Below are 21,587 nucleotides of genomic sequence, written 5' to 3'. Positions count from 1 at the left end.
CTGAGTAATTGATGCGAGGGGCCTGACAGCCGTGAGGGATCGCGGATTTGGGTTCGCGGCGGTTATCCGCGAGGTCTGACAGTGACTCTCCTCGAACGAATTCGACGGAGATTCTGGCCCAATCGCCCCCATAGAGCCTGAAAATGCAGTTTTCCGGCAGATTCTCCGTCGAATTGGTTCAACACCGGACACGGCGCTCCGCCTAGGCTCAGCCGCGTCCACTCGGTGCAGTCAGCTCTGACTTTCCGGGAGCGACTCCGCCAATCGGATAGGGGCCACTCACCTACGCCTCGGTCACCTGGCCGTTGTCCACCCGCCAGTGCCGGTCCGTGTGCACGTTGGCCAGCATCCGTCGGTCGTGGGTGACCAGCAGCAGCGTGCCCTCGTAGGACTCGAGGGCCTGCTCGAGCTGCTCGATGGCCGCCAGGTCGAGGTGGTTGGTGGGCTCGTCGAGCACCAGTAGATTGATGCCGTGCGCCTGCAGCAGCGCCAGGCCGGCACGGGTGCGCTCGCCGGGGGAGAGGTCCGCGGCCGGACGGTTGACGTGGTCGGCCTTGAGGCCGAATTTTGCGAGCAGGGTGCGCACCTCGGCCGTGGACAGATCGGGCACGAGTTCCTCGAAGCTGGTGGCGAGGGGCCGGGTGCCATCGAGTTGGGCCCGGGCCTGGTCGATTTCGCCAATGCTGACGCTGGCACCGAGGCTGGCCGTGCCGGCATCCGGAACCTGATGCCCCAACAGCGCGCGCAACAGCGTGGACTTGCCGGCCCCGTTGGGCCCGGTGATGCCGATGCGCTCACCCGCGTTGACCTGCAGCGACACCGGGCCGAGGGTGAAATCGCCCTGGCGGAGCACCGCGTTGCTCAGCGTGGACACCACCGAACTCGAGCGGGGCGCGGACCCGATCGTAAAGTCGAGCTGCCACTCCTTGCGCGGCTCGTCGACCTCCTCGAGGCGCGCGATGCGGCTCTCCAGCTGCCGCACCTTCTGCGCCTGCTTCTCGCTGGATTCGGCGGATGCCTTGCGTCGGATCTTGTCGTTGTCGGGCGCATTCTTCATGGCGTTCCGCACGCCCTGGCTTGACCATTCGCGTTGGGTGCGAGCCCGGCCCACGAGGTCGGCCTTCTTCTCGGCAAACTCGTCGTAGTGTTCGCGCTTGTGCCGGCGGGACGTTTCGCGCTCCTCCAGATAGGAGTCGTAGCCGCCGCCGAAGACCCGGTTTGCCCCCTGGACGAGGTCGAGTTCGAGCACGCGCGTCACGCAGCGCGCCAGGAACTCACGGTCGTGGCTGACGAGCACGACGCCGCCGCGGAGGCCGGTGACGAAGGACTCCAGGCGTTCCAGGCCGTCGAGGTCGAGGTCGTTGGTGGGTTCGTCGAGCAGAACGATGTCGAAGCGCGACAGCAGAAGGGCGGCCAGTCCGACCCGCGCGGCCTGCCCGCCGGACAGAGACGTCATCAGGGTGTGCTCGGCGAGCTCGGTGGCGAAAGTGAGACCGAGGCCGGCGAGCACCACAGGCATCCGTTCATCGAGATCGGCGGCGCCGCTGGCCAGCCAGCGCTCGAGGGCGGCCGAGTACGCGTCGGCCGGGTCGAGGCCGTCGGGTCGCGGGCTCGGTGATGCATCGCCGAGAGCGGATGCCGCGTCGTCCATCTCTAGGGTCGCCTGGGCGCAGCCGGTGCGCCGGGCGATGTAACCGGCCACGGTCTCACCGGGCACACGCTCGTGCTCCTGCGGCAGGCAGCCGACGAAGGCATCGGCCGGGGCGAGGCTGACGGTGCCGGACTGCGGTTCGGCCAGGCCCGCAAGCAAGCTCAACAGCGTGGACTTGCCCGATCCGTTCACACCGACGACACCCACGACGTCGCCGGGCGCGACGGTGAGGTCGAGGGAATCGAAGAGTGTGCGGTGCGCGTACCCGCCGCTCAGGCCCTTGGCCACGAGTGTTGCGGTCATTCGTCTATTTTCTCAGACTGGCACTGCGGTTGCGCGCGTCACGGCGTGTTGCGAAAGTCTTCAAGAAGAGCGGCTCGACGGATGCCGACGGATGCAGACGGCGGCTCAGGCTGGTACCGGTTCCGCCTGCCTACGGGTCCGAGCGCGCGCCTGTGCTCGGGCTCCGGACGGAGCCTGAGCCTGACCCGGAACAACAACGGCGTCAGCGGCAGCCGGCACGAAAGCCTGAGCCGAAGTCGCAGCGGGGGCGAGGGTGAGGATTCGTTCCAGGAGCAGCGTCGCGGCGTTTCGCCGGATGGACAGCACGACCCGGGCCTCGTGCGGATTCTGCCCGGCAGGCCCCGCGGTGACAGGCCCCCCGGCCCCCGCCTCCACCTTGGCGAAGTGGGTCTGGCCGTGGCGCGGGCCGGCGCTCATGTCCACGCAGATGCGCAGTGTCGGCGCCCGCTCGGCCTCAAGAGCGCCGGTTGCGAAGGCCGCGGCGATGGAGGTATGCAGGGCGAAACGCCGCGTGCTGAACTGCGTGCCGCACTGCGTCAGGCAGGTGCCGATCATGGCGGCCAGTGCCTGCTGGGTCAGCCCCGAGGCCGAGGCGAGTGCCCGCCGGTGGGTCTCGTCGAAGGTGTGCGGCGCCGTCGCGTCGAGCGGGACCACGGTCACCGGCCAGCTGGCCGCGAAGACGTCCGCGGCGGACGTGGGGTCGGCGGCGATGTTGCCCTCGGCGAATTTGCCGACGTTGCCGGGCGCGAAGACGGCGCCGCCCATGATGGTGACGCGACGCACGAGCCGGGGAAGTTCCGGGTCGAGGCAGAGGGCCTCGGCCAGGTTCGTCAGCGGGCCGACCGCGATGACCTCCAGTTCGCCGGGATACTCGTGCGCCAGCCGGATCAGCAGCTCCGTGGCGCTGTCGTCGACTGGGTGCCGCCGCGAGCGGGGCAGCAGCACGTCCCCGATCCCGTTGCGGCCGTGCATGTGGGCGGTCCCGCGCCGGGAGATCCCGCTGACGGGCTCCCAGACGCCGACGGCGACCGGGATATCGTCACGCCCGGCGGTCGCGAGCAGGCTCAGGGTGTTCGCCGCGGCGACGGCCGGGTTGACGCATCCGCTCACCGTGCCGATCCCGACCAGACGGATGCCCGGTGTCGCCAGCAAGAACGCAAGCGCCATCGCATCGTCGATCCCGGTGTCGCAGTCGAGGTAGATCGGGCGGGGGTGGGGAGCCGTCGTGGGAGTCATCGTTGACCATCCGTTCTCATCGTGCTGGTTCAGGGGTTCAGAAGTGATGCGGGAGTTCATGCGGCGGGGCGCAGAATCAGGGAGGCCAGGAAGGATGCCAGGGTGAGGCCCGCGGAGATCCACAGGGCCGTCTGGAAGCCGGCGACCGTGCCCGCGGCCACGACCGGGGCGACGAGGGCGATGCCGATGCCGATGCCGATGCCGAAGCAGGCGCCGTTCAGGCCGGGCAGGGCCCCGCGGGCCTCGGGCGGCGAGTTGAGCACGGAGACGCCGTTGACCGAACTCTGGAACAGGCCGAGGTAGAAGACGCCCATCACGATGAGCAGGCTGAAAACCAGCCAGCGGTCCATCGCGAACACGGCCAGGCCGACCGTGATCAGGGTGATGACGCCGCTGCTCAGCCGCAGCGCGGTGATCCAACCGATCCGCACGGCGATCCAGCCGGAGAAGATCGCCGCGGTGACGCCGACGAACGCGGTCGGGGTGAGGTAGAGCAGCGCCGACATCGAGGCGGAGAGCCCGTAACCCACCTGATTGTTCTGGCTGAGCAAGACCACGGTGAAGTTGAGCGCGGAGAAGACCCCGCCCAGGGTGAGCACCGTGGACAGCAGGAGCGGCCACACCTGGCGGGAACGCAGCGCGTGGATGGGAATGAGCGGCCGTCGGGTGCGCCTCTCAACGAGCACGAAGACGACCGCGCTGACGACCGCCCCGACGAGGTAACTGAGCGTGAGCGGGTCGGCCCAGCCTGACGACGACGCCTGCGAGATCAGGCTCGTGAGCAGCACCAGAAACAGGGACAGGATGCCGGCACCCCACCAGTCCATTGACCCGTCCTGGGTGCGCGGCTCATCCTGCGAAATGAAGAGTGCGACGCAACTGATTGCGACCAGCCCGAGGCCGAGGGTGATCACGAAGAGGAACCGCCAGCCGATGGTGTCGGTCACGAAGCCGCCGAGGAAGCCGTCGACGCCGAACAGGCCGCCGTTGACCGAGGTGATAATGCCGACCGAGATGCCGAACAGGCGGCTGTTCAGGCGCTCCGAGAGTAGGAGGAAGGAGATCGTGAAGGTGGCGTTGGACGCGCCCTGCAGCACCCGGCCGAGCAGCAGCAGTGGGAGGCTCGGTGCGAGGGCGCAGATGACGGTGCCGATCAGCAGCAGCGTCAGTACGATCACGAGGCTGCGCTTGCGGCCGAGGAAATCGCTCCAGCGGGAAAAGACCATGCCGAAAACGGCGCCGGAAAGGAAGAACACCGACTGCACCCGGGCGACATCCTGCATGCTCTCGCCCAACTGGGCGCCGACGGCTGGCAAGGCGGCGGAGAGGAGGGTGGCATTCAGCTGGAACGTCAGGATCGCCAGGACCAGCGTGCCGATCAACACCCCGGGAGCCCGGGGAGCGCGGGCGCGCCCCATTACGGGAGCGGCTTCGGAGGAAAGCACGAGCATGACATGACTCCTTCATTGGAGCAAACACAAGGTCGACACGCTCAGTGTACATGCTTGTTATACAAGTGCGTGAGATCACACGATAGGCTCGACTCACCGACCAGGGGAGAACGAATGGATCGACGCACGGACGCGGCCCTGGCAGGTCCGCTCGAGACCAATGGAAGTCTGCCGCTGCGGGTGGCGGTGTACTCGCGCATCACCGAGGCGATCCGCAACGGATCCCTGCCGATCGCCTCCCTACTCCCATCGGAGTCCGAGCTCGGCACGGCGATGGGCGTCAGCCGCACGGTCGTGCGGGAGGCCCTCATGCTTCTCGAGGAGGACCGCTTCGTGCGCTCGCGCCGGGGCATCGGGCGCTTCGTCGCCGACCGGCTGCCTCACCTCGGGCTGCAGAAGATCCGTCCGATCGAGGAGCTTCTCAGCGAGACCGGACCGACCGTGCACGTTCGCCGCACCCAGACTGCGCTGCAGTCCGCGTCGCCCGCGTTCACTGCGGACGCCGTCGGCATCCGCACCGACGAGGCCTCATGGTTTCTCGAGAGCGTCATCACCCGGGAGGGTGCACCCATCGCCCTGATCCAGGAGCACGTGCCGGGAGATCGCCTGAGCCGGCTCGGCGAGGCGGCGGTGGCGGCCGTGTCCGAGGCAGGCGTCGACGCGAACGCACAGGGTGACGCGGGAGATGCGGGACACAGTGCGCTCGCCGCGCTGATCGCGGTGCTCGGTCCGATCTTCGGGCCCGGCGAAACCGACATCACGCTCGGTGTTCCCGGTGCCACACGCGGCAAGCTGCTCGGGCTGCCCGCCAGCAGTCCGGTGCTCATCCTCACCCAGACTCTCGACCACGACGGGCGCCCGTTCTATCTCTCGAAGGCCCTGATCAACACCGACTTCGTGCAGCTGACGATCAGCCACGCGGTGCAGTCCTGAGCCGGGCCGCTACCGCAGCGCCGAGATAGTCATCGAGATCGCCTTGAAGTTCGCGATCCGCTGCTCGTAGCGGGCCGCGAGCACGATCAGGATGACGCCGCCCACGCCCAGCCACAGCCACCACGGCACCGCGCCGTAGGCCAGCGAGATCCAGGGCCAGAGCTGCGCGACCGCGTGCAGCATCAGCACGATCGCGCCGATCACGAACGGAGCCTGCAACTTGCGCACGGCACCGACCACGATCACCACGGTGGCAACGAGGCCGAGGCCCACCACCCGCCAGAGCGGGCTCTCGGTGATGTCGAGCAGCACAGACGGAACGTGCAGCACGAGCAGCCCGGGAGCAAGCCAGCGCCGGCTGCGCGCGGCCGGCGTGACGTCGAGGTGCAACCAACCGGTGGCCAGCAGGGCGATGGCCAGAGGAACGCTCACGATCTCCACCGTGGCCGGCGCCGCGTACGCGGACCCGGCGACCACGGCGCCGCCGCCAGCCCCGATTGCCACCCAGGCGACCATCCGGCCCAGTCGGCTGTCGTCGTACCAGAACGCCGCCAGGTGCAGCGCGGAGAAAGTCCAGACGAGCAGGATCACCCGGATGGTCGCCAGCGGCTCGTAGCCGAGTGCGGCCACCTCGGCCGCGAGAACCCCGACGATCGCCAGGACCAACAGGACGTAACCGAGGCGCAGCGTGGGGGCATCCGTCGCTTCGCCGCGGCCCGGGCCGGTACCCTCATCGGTGCGCCGGGTGACGGTGACGAGACCTGTGCCGACGGCCGCCAGGATCAGCGCCGAGGGCAGCAGCCATGCCTCGAGCCGGGTGTCGGGGCCGTTCGGCGCGAGCTCGAGCAGCGGCTGGATGCGGGATGCGGCCGTGAGCACAACCGTGAGCGCGCCGACGCCGAGGGCCGGCCAGGCGAGGGATTCCCAGCGCGGCCGGACCATGAGGAGCGCCCCGCTGACGGCGAACGCACCGCCGATGGTCAGGGCCAGCACGGGGCGGAGGAGATCGCCCGTGCCGCCGACCACCGCGCCGGGCAGCAGGGTCAGGGCCAGTCCGGCCGTGATCCAGCCGGCCCGCACGGCGACCGGCGCCTCGGTGTCGGCCGGTCGCGCGCGCCCGGCGAGCACCTGGCCGACGACGATAGCGAGGCCGAGCGGCACGGTCACGAACTCGAACGGTTCGGTGGCTTGCGTCCCCACGGCGCTCACCAGGGCGAACCCGGCCAGCCCCGCCGCAACCCAGCCGACGGCCATGGTCAAGGGCGCGCGCAGCCGCCACGCGGCCAGCACGTGCACGACCCCGAGGGCGAGCACGAGAACGGATGCACGCACCGCGGTCACGGCGGCGTCATCGGTCATATCGGCCCCGGTGAAGGCGGCAATCTCGGCCGTCGTCACGGTCGCCAGCGCCAGCACGAGCAGCGTGATGCTCGCGATGGTGCGCGGATGGAGGGTCGCGGGGTCGGTGCGGGCGCCGATCAGGAACGCCCCCGCCGCCGCGGCAGCGAGCGGGAACAACCAGCATTCGAGCCGCGCATCGGGTGCGCCGGGTGCGCCGAGCACGCGCATCAGCTGCACGATGCTGGTCACCAGGAGCCCGATTGCTCCGCTCGTCCAGGCGGCGGCAAGGTACGCCGATCGTGATGGCCCCCAGCGCGCGGCGGCAGAGCCCAGCAGCAGCACGCCGCACGCCGCGGCCATGACGATCGGACGCGCGGGCGAGCCGGAGGCCGAGGCGAGCGCCAGCGGCACGATCGCCACGAGCAGGCCGGCCAGGGTGAGCAGCGCCGCGGCCGGGCTTGCCGCTGCAGCCCGAGGGGTGCGGCCGAACCGGCGGATCAGCACGGCCAGGACCAGCAGCATGCCGGCGACCGGGAGCACGTACGGCTCAGGGGCCTCGGTGCCGACGTGGTTCAGCCCGACCCAGAGGCCGGCCGTGCCGAGCAGCAGGGCGAGCCAGCCAAGATGGCGTCGCGGTGACCGGGAGCCGAAGAGCCCGTCCGGGGCGATCGCCGTGACGAGGGCGGTCGCGCCGACCAGCAGCAGCACGAGCCAGGCGAGGGGGCTCCCGGCGGCGAGAGTCAGGAGAGTGCCGGGAACCAGAATCAGGCCCGCGCCGGCCTCGAGGGCGAGCCGGTCCGTCCGCCCTTGGGTGTTCGAGGCCGTGTCACGTGCCCCCACCGTGTCGAGTACGAGACCGAGGGCGCAGACGAGTAATGCCGCGGTCGCGACGGCGATGCCGTCCACGGGCGCGGGGGCATCCGTGGTCTGCCGCACGGACCAGATCAGCGCGAGCAGCGTTGGCGCGGCTGCGCCGAGGGCCACGACACGCTCGATCCGTGCGGTGCCGGAGTAGACGTGCAGCCGCCACCAGATTCCGATGGCGCCGAGCAGGATCACCGTGGGCACGACCGCCACGGCGGGGGAGCCCAGCAGCAGCGCGGCGCGAACGCCGGCCGGCAGGGTCTCCGCGAGACCGGTGACCGGTAGGGCGACGGCCGCCACGGTCGGGGCCAGCAGCGCCCAGAATGCCCAGCGGCGCTCGGTGTCGGTGAGGATGCGGCCCGCGGGGAATGACACCGCGAGCTGCAGCAGGGCGGTCGCGAGTGCGAGGGCGCGCAGGCCGTCGACGATGAGGGCCGTTTCAGAGGGTGGGGCCGCCAGCGTCAGGGCCCACGGCGTGACGACGGCGGCGACGAGCGTGAGCAGGGCGGCCCCGGCCAGGAGGATGCCCCGGCCGACGGCGGCCGTGCCGCGACCAAGCAGCAGCCGGGCGACGAACAGCGCCAGAATCGCCGAGACGGAGCCGATCCACCAGGTGCTGCTGCTGTGCCAGCTGATGATGTAGCCGAACGTCTCGGCCAGGATCAGGAAGGGCACGATCACGGGCCGGAATGTGCCGAGCGGCAGCCGACCCCGGCGGTTCAACAGCAGCACGACCAGCGCGAGCGTGCCGAGGAGCGCGTAGAGCCCGGTCACCACGGCGAGCGGGCCGATGAAGGGCACCAGGAACACCGTGACACCCATGAACAGCGAGGCGACCACCCTTCGACGGGGTTTCAGGATGCCGCCCAGCGCCCAGGTGAGACCGGTGAGCCCTCCGACGGCGGCCAGGGTGCCGAGTGCCCAGGCGTTGTGTGCCACGTTCACTTCCATCGGCTCGTCGCTGGCGGCAAGCCCGCTCAGAAGTGCGACTCCCAGCGGCCAGGCCGCATAGCCGACGACGAGGATCGCCGCGTTTGCCGCGACCACGGCGGCGGTCACCCCGGCCCAGATCGCGGCCAGGCGGGTCGGACCCACGGCACGACGCCGCGCGTAGAGTTCGGCGGCGAGCGAAAGCGCCGCCGCGATCAGGATCGGCAGGATCAGCATCAGGGTCAGATTCTCGGCGCGGCCGGCCCCGATCGGGGCGATGGTGGTGACGGCCAGGGCGGCGAGGGCGGCCAAGCCGTAGGCGAACCCGCGGTAGCTCGCCGCGGCATCCACCCGAGGCAGGATCACGAGCACGTGCAGCAGGGCCGCGACCGCGACGGCGCCCAGGGTCCAGAGCGGGGCGAGCACGATGGCCTCGTCGACGAACGGGGCGGTGGTGCCGGCACCGACCAGTGCGAGCGCGGTCAGCACGAGGAGGGCCAGGCGCTCCGGTGCACGATCGACCGACGGCCAGTAGCGGTGTCCCGCGCCAGCGGCCGGTGCGGCCGGTGCGGTATGCGCATCCGGTGCGGCCGGCACGGCGGCCGGGCTCGGCAGGGTGAAACGGTGGAGCAGCGCACCCACCGCGGCGCCCAGGAACCCGAGGTAGAGGCGGGTTTCGTCCGGCTGTCCGGCGGCGAGACCGGCGACGAGCAGGCCGAGTCCCGGTGCGGCGACGGCGAAACCGGCCACGCTGGCGACCCGGAGTCCGGACACCGCGTGCCAGCCGAGGAACAGCGCGGTGCAGACCGTCAGCGTGACGCCCCAGTAGGCCGGGCCGTCCGCGGAGGCGAGACCGAACAGGTCGTTCGCACGCAGCGCCCAGGCGTCGAGGAGCACGAGCACCACGGCGAGCACGCCGATTCCCTCCGACGTGGCGACGAGCCGTCTGCGCCGCAGAACGCCGGATGTGACGAGCGCGGCGACGGTGAACAGCGCGATGATCGCCGAGCGCGCCTCGAGTCCGGCGAAGATCCAGGCCACCGTGAGGAAGAAGATCGCGGCCACCGAGACCAGAGTCACACCGACCAGGAGTAGCAGCACCTGCACGCTCGAGCGCCGCGGAGCGGCGGGAACGGACTCCGGGGCTGGCGAGCGCGCGCCGGCCGGCGGTCGGGAAGGCGTGAGGGTGGGCGCGGTGGGCGCGGCGGGCGGGATCGCGAGCCGGGGTGGGGTGACCGGGGTGGCCGGAGCGACTGGAGTGCTGAGCGCTGCGGTGGCAGCCGGGGCGCTGTCGGCCAGGCGCTGCGCAGCCGTCCGCGCTTCGGCGAGGTCGAACCGGATACGCCCGATCAGTTCCCGGCGGCGGTCGAGCGAGGCGGCGGCATCCGTCGATGCGGTCAGCACCTGCACCGCGGCCGGGTGCCGGAGGTCGAGCCCGCAGCTCGAACAGACGGAGGAATGCAGCAGGGCGCGGCACGCCGGGCACCGGGTCGTATCGGTGAGTTCGGTCGCACTCCGCGGCCAGATGACAGTGCCCGCGAACTCCGCAAAGGAGTCGTCTGAATCGGTCCGTGACATCGTTGCCCCTCGCTGGATGAGAACTCCCCCAAGGGTACTGGCCGGCCGTCCCGACCGGTTCGTGCGCGGTCAACCGGGGGAAAACCCGGCCGGCGCGGCCTTCGTGCGCCCCGGCAGCGCCGGACTAGAGCCGGTGCTCCGCCAGCCAATCCACGAGCACCCGATTGAAATCCGCCGGCCGTTCGACGCTCGGCAGGTGGGCGGTATCGCGGAAGGTGAAGCCGGTGACGTCAGGGAGCGTCGACAGGACGTACTCATATTCGGCGAGATGCGGGGTGATGTCGAACTCACCGACCGAGACGAACGCGGGTACCTCGATGTCGCTGACCTGGTTGAAAGCGGGCGGCTCGAGCGGAATCGGCGTCGGGGACTCTTCCGCATGCGCGGCGTTGACACGGCCCAGCGCGTAGGCGGTGGCCACGAATTCGGGGTCGAGGTCGGCCTCGGTGCGCAGTGGGCCGAACGCCCAGAGCGCCACCTCGAGGCGCACCAGACGGTGCCAGTCCTGGGCGTCGAACGCGGCATCCAGTTCGTCGAACCGGGCGTCCTCGAGATCGGTCAGTTCAACTTCGGGGAACCCGCTGGGCCCGGCTCCCACGGTCACCAGGCCGTCCACGCGGTCGGGGCTCTCCGTGGCCAGGTCGATGGCGGTCCCGCCTCCGCGAGAGCACCCGATCAGCGTGGCCGACGCCACCCCGAGGTGGTCGAGCACCGCGAGGGCGTCCGCGCGCGGCGAGAACTCCACGTTCTCGGTGGTCGTCTGGCCGCATCCGCGGCTATCGAAACGGATGACGAAGTGGCCGGCAGCCAGCGCGTCGATCTGCGGGTCCCACATGCGCAGATTGGCGATGCCGGCATGCAGCAAGAGGAGTGCCGGTGACGATACGTGGCCGGCCGTCTCGTAGTGGAGCGACGCGCCCGGAACGGTGAGGTGAGGCATGATTCAGCGTAGGCGTGCGGCGGGCGCCGCGGCAAGGGAATTACCGTCAGCGCACGAATCTGTGACCGCTGAATGCCGGCGACCCCAACCCGGGTGACGGGTGTGCAGGTGGACAAATTGACATCCATCGGGGCAAGAGTCACACTCGATATATCGACGCCGATCGATTAGTTGATTGTCTGCCGCTCTGGGCCACGACGTGGCCCCATGAATTGGACCCACGACCTGGGACCAGCGGATCAACCCCATGGCGCTCGCCCCAGAGTCGCGCGACGCCCCCATCAATGCCCCGTCACCTGCGCCGGGACTGAGCGGGCAAGTCCGAGGACTCTTGTGTCCCGGTTGCCCCGCGAACTCCTGCTCGCTTCGCGTGGCCGAAATATACGAAGAACACCATGAACGCGTACATCACGACCACCACCAACCTGGTCCTTCCTGTCGGTACCTACGTGACCGAATCAAGCGGCCGCATCGTCGCACCGAATGGATACGTGAGCACCGTTCGGTCAGACCTGACCGAGGGTCGATACGCGTCCCACAGCTGACACGAACTATACGTTCGCCGGGCCCCTACCGGGTGCCTCTCTCTTGTCCCCGAGACCAGCCGGATGACCCTGGCCGGTTCGCTCGCGAACGTGCGCCCGACCGACCCGCCGTTCCAGGCAACTCATGGCCATTCTCCCCGCGACAGTGATTCCGGCACGCCTATGGCCCATCCGGCAGGATGGGCCATAGGCGCTTTCAACCCAGAGTCGTGCTGAGGGTGTTGTCTATTCCAGGATGCCGCAGGCGGCCGGATCCGTTGCTTCTGCAGGCAGGTTCGGGTCGAGCTCGCTTGGACCCTGGCTGAAGTCATACTCGCCGTTGCCGTTGTAGTCGACGCCATGGATCACGACGACGCCTTCGCCCTCGCGGATGGAATCAGCGATCTCTTTCGCCGTTCCCGTTTCGCTGGGGCCGGGGTATCCGGTTCCCGCCACCTTGGTGATGTGGAGATTGTCGCGGCTGTAGTGGTAGCTGCCGCTCTCAGACACCGGGAAACGGGTGACGTCCAGGAAGCTGGCCGGTGAGGTGTCCCCTGTCGTCGTCAGTGAGACGACGACCGGTCCGTAGGCGGGAATCCCTTCCACGGTGTTCAGGCGGCCATCACCGTTGCTGTCCAGTGCGATGGTGGGGCACTCCTTCATCGCCTGGTTGCCGTAGTGAATATGTTGAGCGTGCGGGGCATCGGGCGTCAGCCCGGAGGCGTGCACTTCAATGTGCTTGATCTTCTGGTTGCGAACTGTCGCGGTTGCAGTTCCGGATGCCCCGGAGCCGTTGAGTTCCGTGAGGTTCGCGGTCAACGTCACCGTTTTGGGGGTGCGTTCGGATTGCGTGGTCTGCGCTTGAGCTGCTCCGGACCCGAGTACGGCTGCGGCGAACAACGCAACAGTCGAAACTCCGAGAATTCCGATGGAATGTCGTTTCACGATTACTCCTTGGTCAGCGGTCAACGAGGAGATCCCGTTGATCATGGGTGGTTCGGAGCGGACAGTAATGAGGTTTGGTCATGTAGACAAGGCCGGGTGCGTGTCGGTCATCCGAGCAGGTCGCAGTTTTGCCGGTCCATCCACAGGGTTCTTGAACTAAGGTTAGCCTTGCCTCAGTTTGACTGCGGGGGAAAACTTCGACCAGAGACAGCCGTGCGCACCGACAAAACATACGATGCATTCCCGCCCGCAAAAATATGTGCGGTAGAACCACTGAGGAGCACCCAACGCGACCCGGCGGGCGGTCTTGAGGCCCTCCGACTCCTCTCCGGTGATCCGTCCGCGACTGCCCTTGTGACCGCGAATGGAACCATAAACTACGCCGAACTGGACGAACTGGTCCGTGACCGGCGGGAATTATTGGGAGACGGCCGCCGACTTGTCATGGTGTCGTGCGCGAACGCCCTGGAGCCCCTGGTGACTTATCTCGCCGCGCTCGCGGCGGGGCATCCAGTTCTCCTCATCGCAGGCGACGGGGACGAGCCGAGCCAGGAGCGGAACAGGAACGGGCTCCTTGAGCGTTACGACCCCGACGTGGTTTTGGCGCCCGTCGGCGGCGAATGGCGTCTGGATGAGCGACGCGAGGGAAGCCGGCACACGTTGCACCCTGAGCTGGCACTGCTGCTCAGCACCTCGGGCTCGACAGGATCGCCGAAACTCGTTCGGCTGTCACGCGAGAATGTGCGCAGCAACGCGAGAAGCATCGCCGACTACCTCGCCCTGACCGAGCAGGACCGGGCGGCCACAACCCTGCCGATGCATTACTGCTACGGCCTCTCAGTCGTGAACAGCCATTTGATCTCCGGGGCGAGCCTGCTCCTCACCGAGCGTTCGGTGGTCGAGTCTGAATTCTGGAACGAGTTCGACGCGGCAGGGGCCACCTCCTTCGCCGGCGTTCCCTACACCTTCGACCTTCTCGATTCGACCGGATTCGCTGGGCGCCAACATTCGAGCCTGCGCTACATCACTCAGGCCGGCGGCCGGCTCGGCCCCGACCGGGTGCGCGATTACGCCCGGCTGGGGCAGGAACGTGGATTCGATTTCGTCGTCATGTACGGACAGACGGAGGCGACCGCACGGATGGCCTACCTGCCGCCGGAGTTGGCGGCGACCCGGCCTGAATCCATCGGAATCCCGATACCGGGCGGGCAGTTCCGCATCGACGACGCCGACGAGCACTCGGTCGGTGACCTCGTGTACACCGGGCCGAACGTCATGATGGGATACGCGGAGAGCCCGGAGGAACTCGCCGCTGGACCGACAGTGGGGGATCTGCGCACCGGCGATCTAGCCCGCCAGCACGACGACGGACTCTTCGAAATCGTCGGGCGGAGCAGTCGCTTCGTCAAGATATACGGCCTGCGGATCGACCTCGACCGGGTCGAACGGCTCCTTGACGACGACGGTGTCGAAGCGAGGGCGGTGAACCATGAGGAACGCCTTGTGGTCTTCGTGCGAGAGCGGTGGGCCCTCGGGCTCGTCGCGCCGATCGCCGCGGAGGCGCTTGGCTTGCCCGATCACAGCGTCCGGGTGCACCTTGTCGCGGAGTTCCCCCTGACGTCCAGCGGCAAGCCAGACACCGCGAGCCTGCTCCGGGAGGCGGCGCTCCTCGAGCGCAAAGTCCCGCTGGTGGATCGCAGAGGGACCGTGACGGCGGAGAATATTCGGGCGCTCTACTCAACCCTCCTCGACCGCCCGGATGCGGTCCTGGACGACAGCTTCGTCGCGCTGCACGGCGACTCGCTCAGTTACGTCGAGGTCTCGGTGCGGCTCGAGCAGATGCTCGGCACGCTCCCCAGGGACTGGCCCGCGAAATCGGCCCGGGAGTTGGCCAACCGCCGAACCGCACCGTCCGGGGCGCGACCCCGACGGTCGCTGGCGCGCATGGAGACATCCGTCTTGCTGCGGGCTATCGCCATCGCGCTCATCACGGGGACGCACGCCAACCTCTTCCACATACAGGGCGGTGCTCACCTGCTGCTCGGAATCCTGGGCTACAACCTGGCCCGATTCCAGTTCGCCGATGTACCTCGGCCGATGCGGCTCGGGAAGCTTCTGCGCAGCGCCGTCCAGATCTTCGTCCCGGCCGTGCTGTGGATCGGTGGAGTTGCCCTGATTGGAGGGATGTACGAACCCGCGACGGTCTTCATGCTGCACAACCTGCTCGGCGGCGACGAACGCTGGACGGTGCAATGGCAGTACTGGTTCCTGGAATCTGTCGTGTGGACGATCCTCGGCCTGGCGCTTCTCTTCTGCGTGCCCCAGCTCGACCGGATCGAGCGCCGATACCCCTTCGTCTTCGCGGCGTCCTTCTTTGCGGGGGCGCTTCTGCTTCGCCTGCTGCTGACCGGAGGGGTCGAGGCCGGGCCGACCGAACGGTATTCGCTGCCGATCGTGCTCTGGCTCATCGCTCTCGGCTGGCTCATCGCACGTTCCACGGACGTCACGCGGCGGGTGCTGAGCTCGGCGGTCGTCGTGCTCTCCGTTCCGGGCTTCTTCGGCGACCCGGCCCGCGAGGCGACCACGATAGCGGGACTGCTTCTTCTCCTCTGGCTTCCGGCCGTGCCCCTCCCGCGGATTCTGGTGCCGGTGCTGAGCGTCGTGGCCTCGGCATCGTTGTTCGTATATCTCGTCCATTGGCAGGTCTTCCCGCTTTTCGGGAACGACGTACCGCTGCTCGCCACCCTCGCCTCCTTCGCGGTGGGTATCCTCGCCTGGCGAGGGTATTACGCACTGAGCGCTTGGTGGACTCGTCATCCCGCGGTCGCAACCCGCACGCTTATGACCAATGTATTCGCGACAAGAACGTCGGCCGGTCGCCGGCGGTGACGTTGGGCTGGATGAGCGGGGCATAGTTCGGGGCGAGGTCGGGTGCGGTTAGGAACGCGGGAGACGTCGTCCCCCGATGAGCAGCCAGAAGATCATGGCGGTCTCGCCCACGAAGCCGAACAGGCCGAAGGTCGGGGTGAAAGCGGGTGCCACCACCAGGCCGATGAGGTCGGCAATGTAACCGATGCCGGCGAGACCGATCAGGATTCCAAAGACCTTCGGCATGAAGCCGGAGCGGATCGACAGATAGGCGATCAGGAGGAGATGCACCCCGAACAGGCCCAGGGCGGTGTTCCAGATCGACGAGAACGAGTCGATGTCGTCCAGCGCGGCTTCCGGGGTATCGAGGTTGTTGAAGGCGACCACGAGCCGGCTGAGGGCGACCATGAACCACCCGGCGAAAGCGATTCTGATCAACCCGGCAACAGCGGAGACAACACGGCTGACGGGCTTGAAGAGCGCGTAGGTGCCGGCGGCGGCGACGACGTCCAGCACGACGACGACACACAGTGCGCCGATCCCGGCGAGCCACAGCGCCGGCGAGGCGGAAATGGCGTCGGTCGTCTTTTCCGCATCACCGGCGGTCACGAGGCCGTTGATGGCGATGAAATAACCAAAGATCGAGAGGAACACCATGGCCGTGAGGGCGGTGCCCGTTACGAGGGCCCCGGTTCGCTGCGCCCAGCGGAAGGGGTTGAGGGTGACAGCCGGCGCTGTGGTGCTGGGCGCGGGGTGAAGGTGAGTGGTCATGGCTCGCAATCCTTACTGTATCTGCGGCTAAAGCTTACGACGTATGCTTATAATGTAAGTAAAATATATGTACGTGGTAAGGTTTGTCAACGGCTATGAGTGCAGGAGAGAAACTTGGCAGCAGCACGTGAAGCAGCACCCGCACCCCGAGCTCGTTTGAACCGCGAGCGGGTGATCGCTACCGCCGTTCGCCTCGCCGACACTGAGGGGCTTGGAGCACTCACGATGCGGCGTCTGGGCGAGGACCTGAACGTGAAGGCCATGTCGATCTATAACCACGTGGCCAACAAGGATGACCTCATCAACGCCATGGCCGATGCGATCTTCAGCGAGATCGAATTGCCGTCACACAGCGATGAGTGGAAGCCGGCCATCCGAAAGCGCTCGATCTCATTCCGGGATGTCCTCGCCCGTCATGCTTGGGCTACGACCGTTCGTGACTCCGGAACGAACCCGGGACCGGGCACCCTCCGGCACCACGACCGGGTGATCGGAACCTTCCGCAACGGCGGTTTCTCGATCGAGAAGACGGCCCACGCGTTCTCCGCTGTCGACAGCTATATCTACGGGTTCGCGATGCAGGAGAAGAGCCTGCCCTTCAGCACGCCGGAAGAGACGGCAGTGATGGCCGCGATCATGCTGGCGCAGCTGCCCACAAGCGAGTACCCGTACCTGGCTGAACTCACGGCCGACCACGTCTTGAAGCCCGGATACTCCTATGGGGATGAATTCCTGGTCGGGCTCGACCTCATGCTCGACGGACTCGAGACCATGCGAGACACCGATCAGGCCTTTGAATGAATGAGGGCGTCATGAGACACACGTGACGGGCACCCATTGACATTCCACGCGGCAGCCGCGCCCCGGCCGTCACCTACACGGTGGTGGCGTCATCGACCTGGCCGACGAGCTCCTCGATGATGTCCTCGAGGAACAGAACGCCCGTGGCGACTCCGTCAGCGTCGAACGATGTGGCGACATGCGCACCGAGGCGCCGCATTGACGCCAGGGCATCCTCGAGCTCGCTGCCCCGGAACACGGAGGCCAGGCGACGGATGCGTTTGGCCGGCACCGGCTCCGTGAACGTGCTCCCGGAGGTGAGGTCCATCACGTCTTTCAGGTGCAGGTAGCCCGTGGGCTGCCCGTCGACGTCAGTGAGGATGTACCGGGAGTAGCCGTGCTGGGCGACGGCCCGCTGGATGTCGGCGGGTGACGCGGATGCCGGCAGGCAGACCATTGAGCCGATCGGCACCTCCACGTCGGAGACTCGCTTCGAGGTGAACTCGAACGCGGCGGAGAGGGTGCCCGAGGCATCCGTCAGCAGGCCCTCTCGGGTGGACTGCTCCACGATGCCGGCCACCTCGTCGAGGGTGAATGCGCTGGTCGCCTCATTCTTCGGCTGCACCTTGAACAGGCGCAGCACCCCGTTCGCCAGCCAGTTCAGGCTGACGATCACCGGGCTGAAGATGCGGGCGACGAGAACGAGCGGCGGCGCCAGGATGAGCGCGGCGCGGTCGGGCACGGAGAAGGAGATGTTCTTGGGCACCATCTCGCCGAACACCACGTGCAGGAACGTCACGAGCGCGAGCGCGATGGCGAAGGCGATCACGCTGATCGCGCGCTCAGAGAGTCCGGTCAGGGCCAGCGGGTACTCCAGCAGGCCGTGGATGGCCGGCTCGGACACGTTCAGGATCAGCAGCGAACATACGGTGATGCCCAACTGGCTGGTCGCCAGCATCAGGGTCGCGTGTTCCATCGCCCAGAGGGTGGTCTTCGCCGCCTTGTTGCCGCGGGCGGCGAGCGGCTCGATCTGCGACCGGCGGGCCGAGATCACAGCGAACTCGGCGCCCACGAAGAACGCGTTGACGGTCAACAACACGACGAGCCAGATCAGGCCCGGCCAGTACTCACTCATGGGTCAGGTCCTTCTGGATTCGGGTGACGATTCGGTCGTGTCTGGTGGCCAGGCTCGGATCGTGCTCGGGGTCTTCCGGGGTGTAGCGCACGCGCTGAACCTGCACGCCATCGACTCGGTCGATCCGCAGGATGCCCCCGTCGACGGGGACCTCGTCGCCGAGTTCGGGAATGCGGTCGAGCTGATCGGCGATGAAGCCCGCGACGGTCTCGTAGTCGCCGTCCTCGGGAACCGTGACGCCCGTACGATCGAACAGCTCGTCCGGCCGCCAGCCGGCGTCGAACACCACGGAACGCCCCGAACGGATGACGCCGGCTTTCGCCCGGTCATGCTCGTCTTCCAGCTCGCCCACGAGTTCTTCGACGAGGTCCTCGAGAGTGACAATGCCCGCCGTTCCGCCGTATTCGTCCGCGACGACCGCGATCTGGAAGCCCTGTCTGCGCAGCAGGCCCAGGAGCGTGTCGACGGCCATCGACTCGGGCACACGCAGTGCCTCCACCTTCAGCTCGTCGGCGGTGACCTGGTCGCGTTGCGCCAGCTCGACGGCGAAGGCCGCCTTGACGTGCAGCACCCCGACGATGTCGTCGGAATCCCTGTCGATCACGGGGAAGCGGGAGTAGCCGGTGGCCGTGGACAGGGCCAGGATGCTCTCGGCAGAGTCGGTGACCTTGACCGAGGACATCCGTACCCGGGGGGTCATGACGTCGTCGACCGTGTGGTTGGCAAAGCGCAGCGTGCGGTGCAGCATGGCCGCGTGGTCGTTGTCGAGCACGCCTTCCGTCGCGGACCGGCGCACGAGGAAGCTGAGCTCTTCGGCGCTGCGGGCACCCGAGAGTTCCTCTTTCGGCTCGATGCCGACCAGGCGGATCAGGGCGTTGGCGGTGTTGTTGAACAGCAGGATGACGGGCTTGAATACGGCGGTGAACAGGGCCTGCGGGGGCACCACGATCTTTGCCGTGCCCAGCGGCACAGCCAGGGCGAAGTTCTTCGGCACCAGCTCGCCGATCACCATGGAGAACAGGGTGGCCAGCGAAATGGCGATGATGGTGCCGAGCAGCGGCACGAGTCCTTCGGGCACGCCGGCGCCCGTGAGCGGCCCGGTCAGCAGCGAGCTGATGGCGGGCTCGAAGGTGAACCCGGTCAACAGGGTGGTCAGCGTGATGCCGAGCTGCGCGCTGGACAGGTGCGTGGAGGTGATCTTCAGGGCCTTGATGGTCGGGCCGAGGCGTTTCTCGCCGCGTTCCTGCCGGGCCTCGAGCTCGTTGCGGTTCAGGGTGACCAGGGAGAATTCGGCGGCGACGAAGATGCCCGTTCCGACGGTGAGGAGAAGCCCGACCCCCACCATCGCCCACTCAAACAGCATGTGGCCCTCTCAGATTCGGGCGCAGGATGTCGAGGCGTGGCTGGATGGGCGAGGGTTTATCAGGGTCCATGAGGAGGGTAAGACTATCGGGCGGTGCCCGGCTGTGGCTGGGAAACTCTCGGTTCCGGCCTCCCTAAGCTCGTCGCGTGGGCGGTGTTCTGGTCGGCTTCTCCATCATCGGATTCGTGATCCTGGTACGCTATCTCGTCGAGCTCCTCGGCATCATCGGCGTCGGCGCCGGGCTGGCCATCAACCGGGTGTTCTTTCACACTCCGATGGCTGAAACCGTGCTGGGTGCGGCTGCTCCTGACGTTCGGCATGTCGTTGCACGGGGAGCGCCTGCTCAAGGCGGGGTCGGGGCGCAAACGCGTGGCGGCGGCATCCGTCATCAAGGGGGTCGTGATGCCGGTGGTGCCTACATCTTCGGCCGGTTCGTCTCCGGCTGGACGCTGCGGAGCTGTTCGCGGTGGTGGCCGTCGCGGCGCTGCCTGCCCCGATCTAGCGGCCGGCCGGCCGATGGCCGAGCACGACATCGATCGCTCGAAGCCGAACACGGCTCCGGACCACAACGCGAGGGAATGCCGGCCGAGCTGAGTCCGAGGCCCTGCGCCTCGTTCCGAACGAATTCGACGGAGATTTTGCTTTAGAAAGCGTGTCTCGGCTCAAAAACGGGTGCTTGACCTAAAATCTCCGTCGAATTGGTTCGACGCCGGGCACAGCGTTCCGCCTTCGATGAACCGAGGCCACTCGGTGCGGTCAGCTCTGACCTTGCGAAAGCGACACAACCAAACGATTCGGACTCACTCATCTAGCTCCGGGGGCCGCCGTCGCAGCCAGGGGTGCAGCATCCGGGTGATCTGGGGCATGACCAGGAAGGTCCTGGCCCCGCTGAGCCCAGCGCGTGGCCTCAGAGATGCGGGTCGGCTCGACGCGGCGGGTGACGGAGACGGTGACGAAGGTCGCTGGGCGCGCTTGTGGCGATCTTGTGGCGATACTGTGGCGCCCCCAGGGTACGGAAGACATTGTGCGAGTAGCGCCGCCGCGCTCGCGCTCGCACGCGCCGTTGCCGGCACGTTTCCGGCTCGGTGCGCCGGTTAGAAGATCATCGGGCGGTCGTCGTCTTCGCCCTCGAGGGCCAGCTCCACGACCACGGGAACGTGGTCGCTCGGCGCATCACCCTTGCGCTCATTGCGGTGGATGCTCGCCGCGGTCACCAGATCCGCGAACGCGGGGGAGCCGAGGATGAAGTCGATCCGCATGCCTTCGTTGCGGGGGAACCTCAGCTGTTTGTAGTCCCAGAAGGTGTAACCCTCCGGAGCCAGCGGGCGCACCACATCGAGGATGCCCTCCGCCTCGAACGCGCGGAACGCGGCCCGCTCGGGCTCGGAGATGTGAGTGGATTTGCCGGGAACGAAGCTCGGGTCACCCATGTCACGCTCGAATGGGGCCACGTTCCAGTCGCCCATCAGTGCGAGGGCCAGGTGCGGGTCGCGAGCCAGTTCGTCCCGGGCGTGCGCGCGCAGGCGCTCCAGCCAGTCCAGCTTGTAGGCGAAGTGCGGGTCGTCGATGCTGCGTCCGTTCGGAACGTACAGGCTCCACAACCGCAGGTCCTCCACCGTGACGCCGAGCGCCCGGGCCTCGAGCGGGAGGCCGGGACCCTCCTGGCCCTTCAGAAAGCCGGGCATGCCGGGGAAGCCGGTGGCGACATCCGCCATCTCGAGGCGACTGGCGAACGCGACGCCGTTCCACTGGCTGAGGCCGTGGACGGCGAGCTCGTAGCCGGCGTCCTCGAACGCCTGCGCCGGGAACTGCGGAGGCTTACATTTGATCTCCTGCATCGCGAGCACGTCGATGTCCTCGCGCACCATCCAGTCGACGACCCGGCCGACTCGGGCACGGATGGAGTTGACGTTCCAGGTGGCGATGCGCATGCTTCCAGCCTATTTGACGGATGCGCTGTGACGGATTCCCGGC

Annotated in this window: 15 protein-coding genes; 5 read left to right on the top strand and 10 right to left on the bottom strand. The window is 67.8% G+C overall.

The window, feature by feature from the left end; genetic code table 11:
* Nucleotides 1-283 precede the first annotated feature (283 nt).
* The 3 genes from CXY82_RS09335 to CXY82_RS09325 all read right to left on the bottom strand — a co-directional run bounded on the left by CXY82_RS09335 (nt 284) and on the right by CXY82_RS09325 (nt 4,641).
* Nucleotides 284-1,954 (bottom strand): ABC-F family ATP-binding cassette domain-containing protein, encoded by a 1,671-nt coding sequence (locus CXY82_RS09335; protein ID WP_104170688.1) that lies wholly within the window; start codon nt 1,952-1,954, stop codon nt 284-286.
* A gap of 105 nt (nt 1,955-2,059) precedes the next feature.
* Nucleotides 2,060-3,190 (bottom strand): nucleoside hydrolase, encoded by a 1,131-nt coding sequence (locus CXY82_RS09330; protein ID WP_158252162.1) that lies wholly within the window; start codon nt 3,188-3,190, stop codon nt 2,060-2,062.
* A 56-nt stretch (nt 3,191-3,246) separates the two neighbouring features.
* Nucleotides 3,247-4,641, bottom strand: a complete 1,395-nt coding sequence (locus CXY82_RS09325; protein ID WP_104170686.1) for an MFS transporter — start codon at nt 4,639-4,641, stop codon at nt 3,247-3,249.
* A 114-nt stretch (nt 4,642-4,755) separates the two neighbouring features.
* Between CXY82_RS09325 and CXY82_RS09320 the strand changes: the two genes are divergently transcribed.
* A complete protein-coding gene (locus CXY82_RS09320; RefSeq protein ID WP_104170685.1) occupies nt 4,756-5,574 on the top strand; it encodes a GntR family transcriptional regulator in 819 nt (272 codons plus the stop codon).
* A gap of 9 nt (nt 5,575-5,583) precedes the next feature.
* On the opposite strand, the gene CXY82_RS09315 is transcribed toward CXY82_RS09320, so the two are convergent.
* Entirely contained in the window at nt 5,584-10,287 is a 4,704-nt protein-coding gene (locus tag CXY82_RS09315) for an SCO7613 C-terminal domain-containing membrane protein (protein WP_104170684.1), read from the bottom strand.
* 124 nt (nt 10,288-10,411) lie between these two features.
* Nucleotides 10,412-11,227, bottom strand: coding sequence for an alpha/beta fold hydrolase (locus CXY82_RS09310; RefSeq protein ID WP_104170683.1), 816 nt, complete (start codon nt 11,225-11,227; stop codon nt 10,412-10,414).
* A 395-nt stretch (nt 11,228-11,622) separates the two neighbouring features.
* Here CXY82_RS09310 and CXY82_RS17295 point away from each other — a divergent pair, with 395 nt between their 5' ends.
* Nucleotides 11,623-11,772: a hypothetical protein gene (locus CXY82_RS17295; protein ID WP_158252161.1), complete on the top strand. Its 150-nt coding sequence runs from the start codon at nt 11,623-11,625 to the stop codon at nt 11,770-11,772.
* A 225-nt stretch (nt 11,773-11,997) separates the two neighbouring features.
* Here CXY82_RS17295 and CXY82_RS09305 read toward each other — a convergent pair whose 3' ends face one another.
* Entirely contained in the window at nt 11,998-12,696 is a 699-nt protein-coding gene (locus tag CXY82_RS09305; RefSeq protein ID WP_158252160.1) for a CHRD domain-containing protein, read from the bottom strand.
* On the opposite strand from CXY82_RS09305, the gene CXY82_RS09300 reads away from it, so the two are divergent.
* Complete coding sequence (locus CXY82_RS09300) at nt 12,685-15,585, top strand: AMP-binding protein (RefSeq protein WP_370443696.1); 2,901 nt, start codon at nt 12,685-12,687, stop codon at nt 15,583-15,585. The two genes, CXY82_RS09305 and CXY82_RS09300, sit on opposite strands and share 12 nt — an antisense overlap.
* Nucleotides 15,586-15,633: 48 nt before the next feature.
* Here the strand turns inward: CXY82_RS09300 and CXY82_RS09295 are convergent, their stop codons facing one another.
* Nucleotides 15,634-16,335, bottom strand: coding sequence for a DUF4386 domain-containing protein (locus tag CXY82_RS09295; RefSeq protein WP_104170680.1), 702 nt, complete (start codon nt 16,333-16,335; stop codon nt 15,634-15,636).
* 114 nt (nt 16,336-16,449) lie between these two features.
* Here CXY82_RS09295 and CXY82_RS09290 point away from each other — a divergent pair, with 114 nt between their 5' ends.
* Nucleotides 16,450-17,136, top strand: a complete 687-nt coding sequence (locus tag CXY82_RS09290) for a TetR/AcrR family transcriptional regulator (RefSeq protein ID WP_199180926.1) — start codon at nt 16,450-16,452, stop codon at nt 17,134-17,136.
* 73 nt (nt 17,137-17,209) lie between these two features.
* On the opposite strand, the gene CXY82_RS09285 is transcribed toward CXY82_RS09290, so the two are convergent.
* On the bottom strand, nt 17,210-18,250 hold the full coding sequence (locus CXY82_RS09285) for a hemolysin family protein (RefSeq protein WP_104170678.1): 1,041 nt from the start codon (nt 18,248-18,250) through the stop codon (nt 17,210-17,212).
* Entirely contained in the window at nt 18,243-19,610 is a 1,368-nt protein-coding gene (locus CXY82_RS09280; protein WP_104170731.1) for a hemolysin family protein, read from the bottom strand. The genes CXY82_RS09285 and CXY82_RS09280 overlap by 8 nt, the downstream gene beginning before the upstream one ends.
* A gap of 149 nt (nt 19,611-19,759) precedes the next feature.
* On the opposite strand from CXY82_RS09280, the gene CXY82_RS17035 reads away from it, so the two are divergent.
* Entirely contained in the window at nt 19,760-20,260 is a 501-nt protein-coding gene (locus CXY82_RS17035) for a hypothetical protein (protein ID WP_146069094.1), read from the top strand.
* Between the two features lie 447 nt (nt 20,261-20,707).
* Here the strand turns inward: CXY82_RS17035 and CXY82_RS09265 are convergent, their stop codons facing one another.
* Nucleotides 20,708-21,544, bottom strand: a complete 837-nt coding sequence (locus CXY82_RS09265) for an exodeoxyribonuclease III (RefSeq protein ID WP_104170676.1) — start codon at nt 21,542-21,544, stop codon at nt 20,708-20,710.
* Nucleotides 21,545-21,587: the final 43 nt, after the last annotated feature.

The organism is Cryobacterium sp. M23, assembly GCF_002929655.1.
Classification (GTDB): domain Bacteria; phylum Actinomycetota; class Actinomycetes; order Actinomycetales; family Microbacteriaceae; genus Cryobacterium; species Cryobacterium sandaracinum.
This window is presented reverse-complemented; position numbering and strand designations above follow the sequence as displayed.

Excerpts from the sequence above, each read along its gene's own strand:
- CXY82_RS09335 (WP_104170688.1), bottom strand. The coding sequence starts at position 1,954 with ATGACCGCAACACTCGTGGCCAAGGGCCTGAGCGGCGGGTACGCGCAC.
- CXY82_RS09330 (WP_158252162.1), bottom strand. The coding sequence starts at position 3,190 with ATGACTCCCACGACGGCTCCCCACCCCCGCCCGATCTACCTCGACTGC.
- CXY82_RS09325 (WP_104170686.1), bottom strand. The coding sequence starts at position 4,641 with ATGCTCGTGCTTTCCTCCGAAGCCGCTCCCGTAATGGGGCGCGCCCGC.
- CXY82_RS09320 (WP_104170685.1), top strand. The coding sequence starts at position 4,756 with ATGGATCGACGCACGGACGCGGCCCTGGCAGGTCCGCTCGAGACCAAT.
- CXY82_RS09315 (WP_104170684.1), bottom strand. The coding sequence starts at position 10,287 with ATGTCACGGACCGATTCAGACGACTCCTTTGCGGAGTTCGCGGGCACT.
- CXY82_RS09310 (WP_104170683.1), bottom strand. The coding sequence starts at position 11,227 with ATGCCTCACCTCACCGTTCCGGGCGCGTCGCTCCACTACGAGACGGCC.
- CXY82_RS17295 (WP_158252161.1), top strand. The coding sequence starts at position 11,623 with ATGAACGCGTACATCACGACCACCACCAACCTGGTCCTTCCTGTCGGT.
- CXY82_RS09300 (WP_370443696.1), top strand. The coding sequence starts at position 12,685 with ATGTCGTTTCACGATTACTCCTTGGTCAGCGGTCAACGAGGAGATCCC.
- CXY82_RS09295 (WP_104170680.1), bottom strand. The coding sequence starts at position 16,335 with ATGACCACTCACCTTCACCCCGCGCCCAGCACCACAGCGCCGGCTGTC.
- CXY82_RS09285 (WP_104170678.1), bottom strand. The coding sequence starts at position 18,250 with ATGAGTGAGTACTGGCCGGGCCTGATCTGGCTCGTCGTGTTGTTGACC.
- CXY82_RS09265 (WP_104170676.1), bottom strand. The coding sequence starts at position 21,544 with ATGCGCATCGCCACCTGGAACGTCAACTCCATCCGTGCCCGAGTCGGC.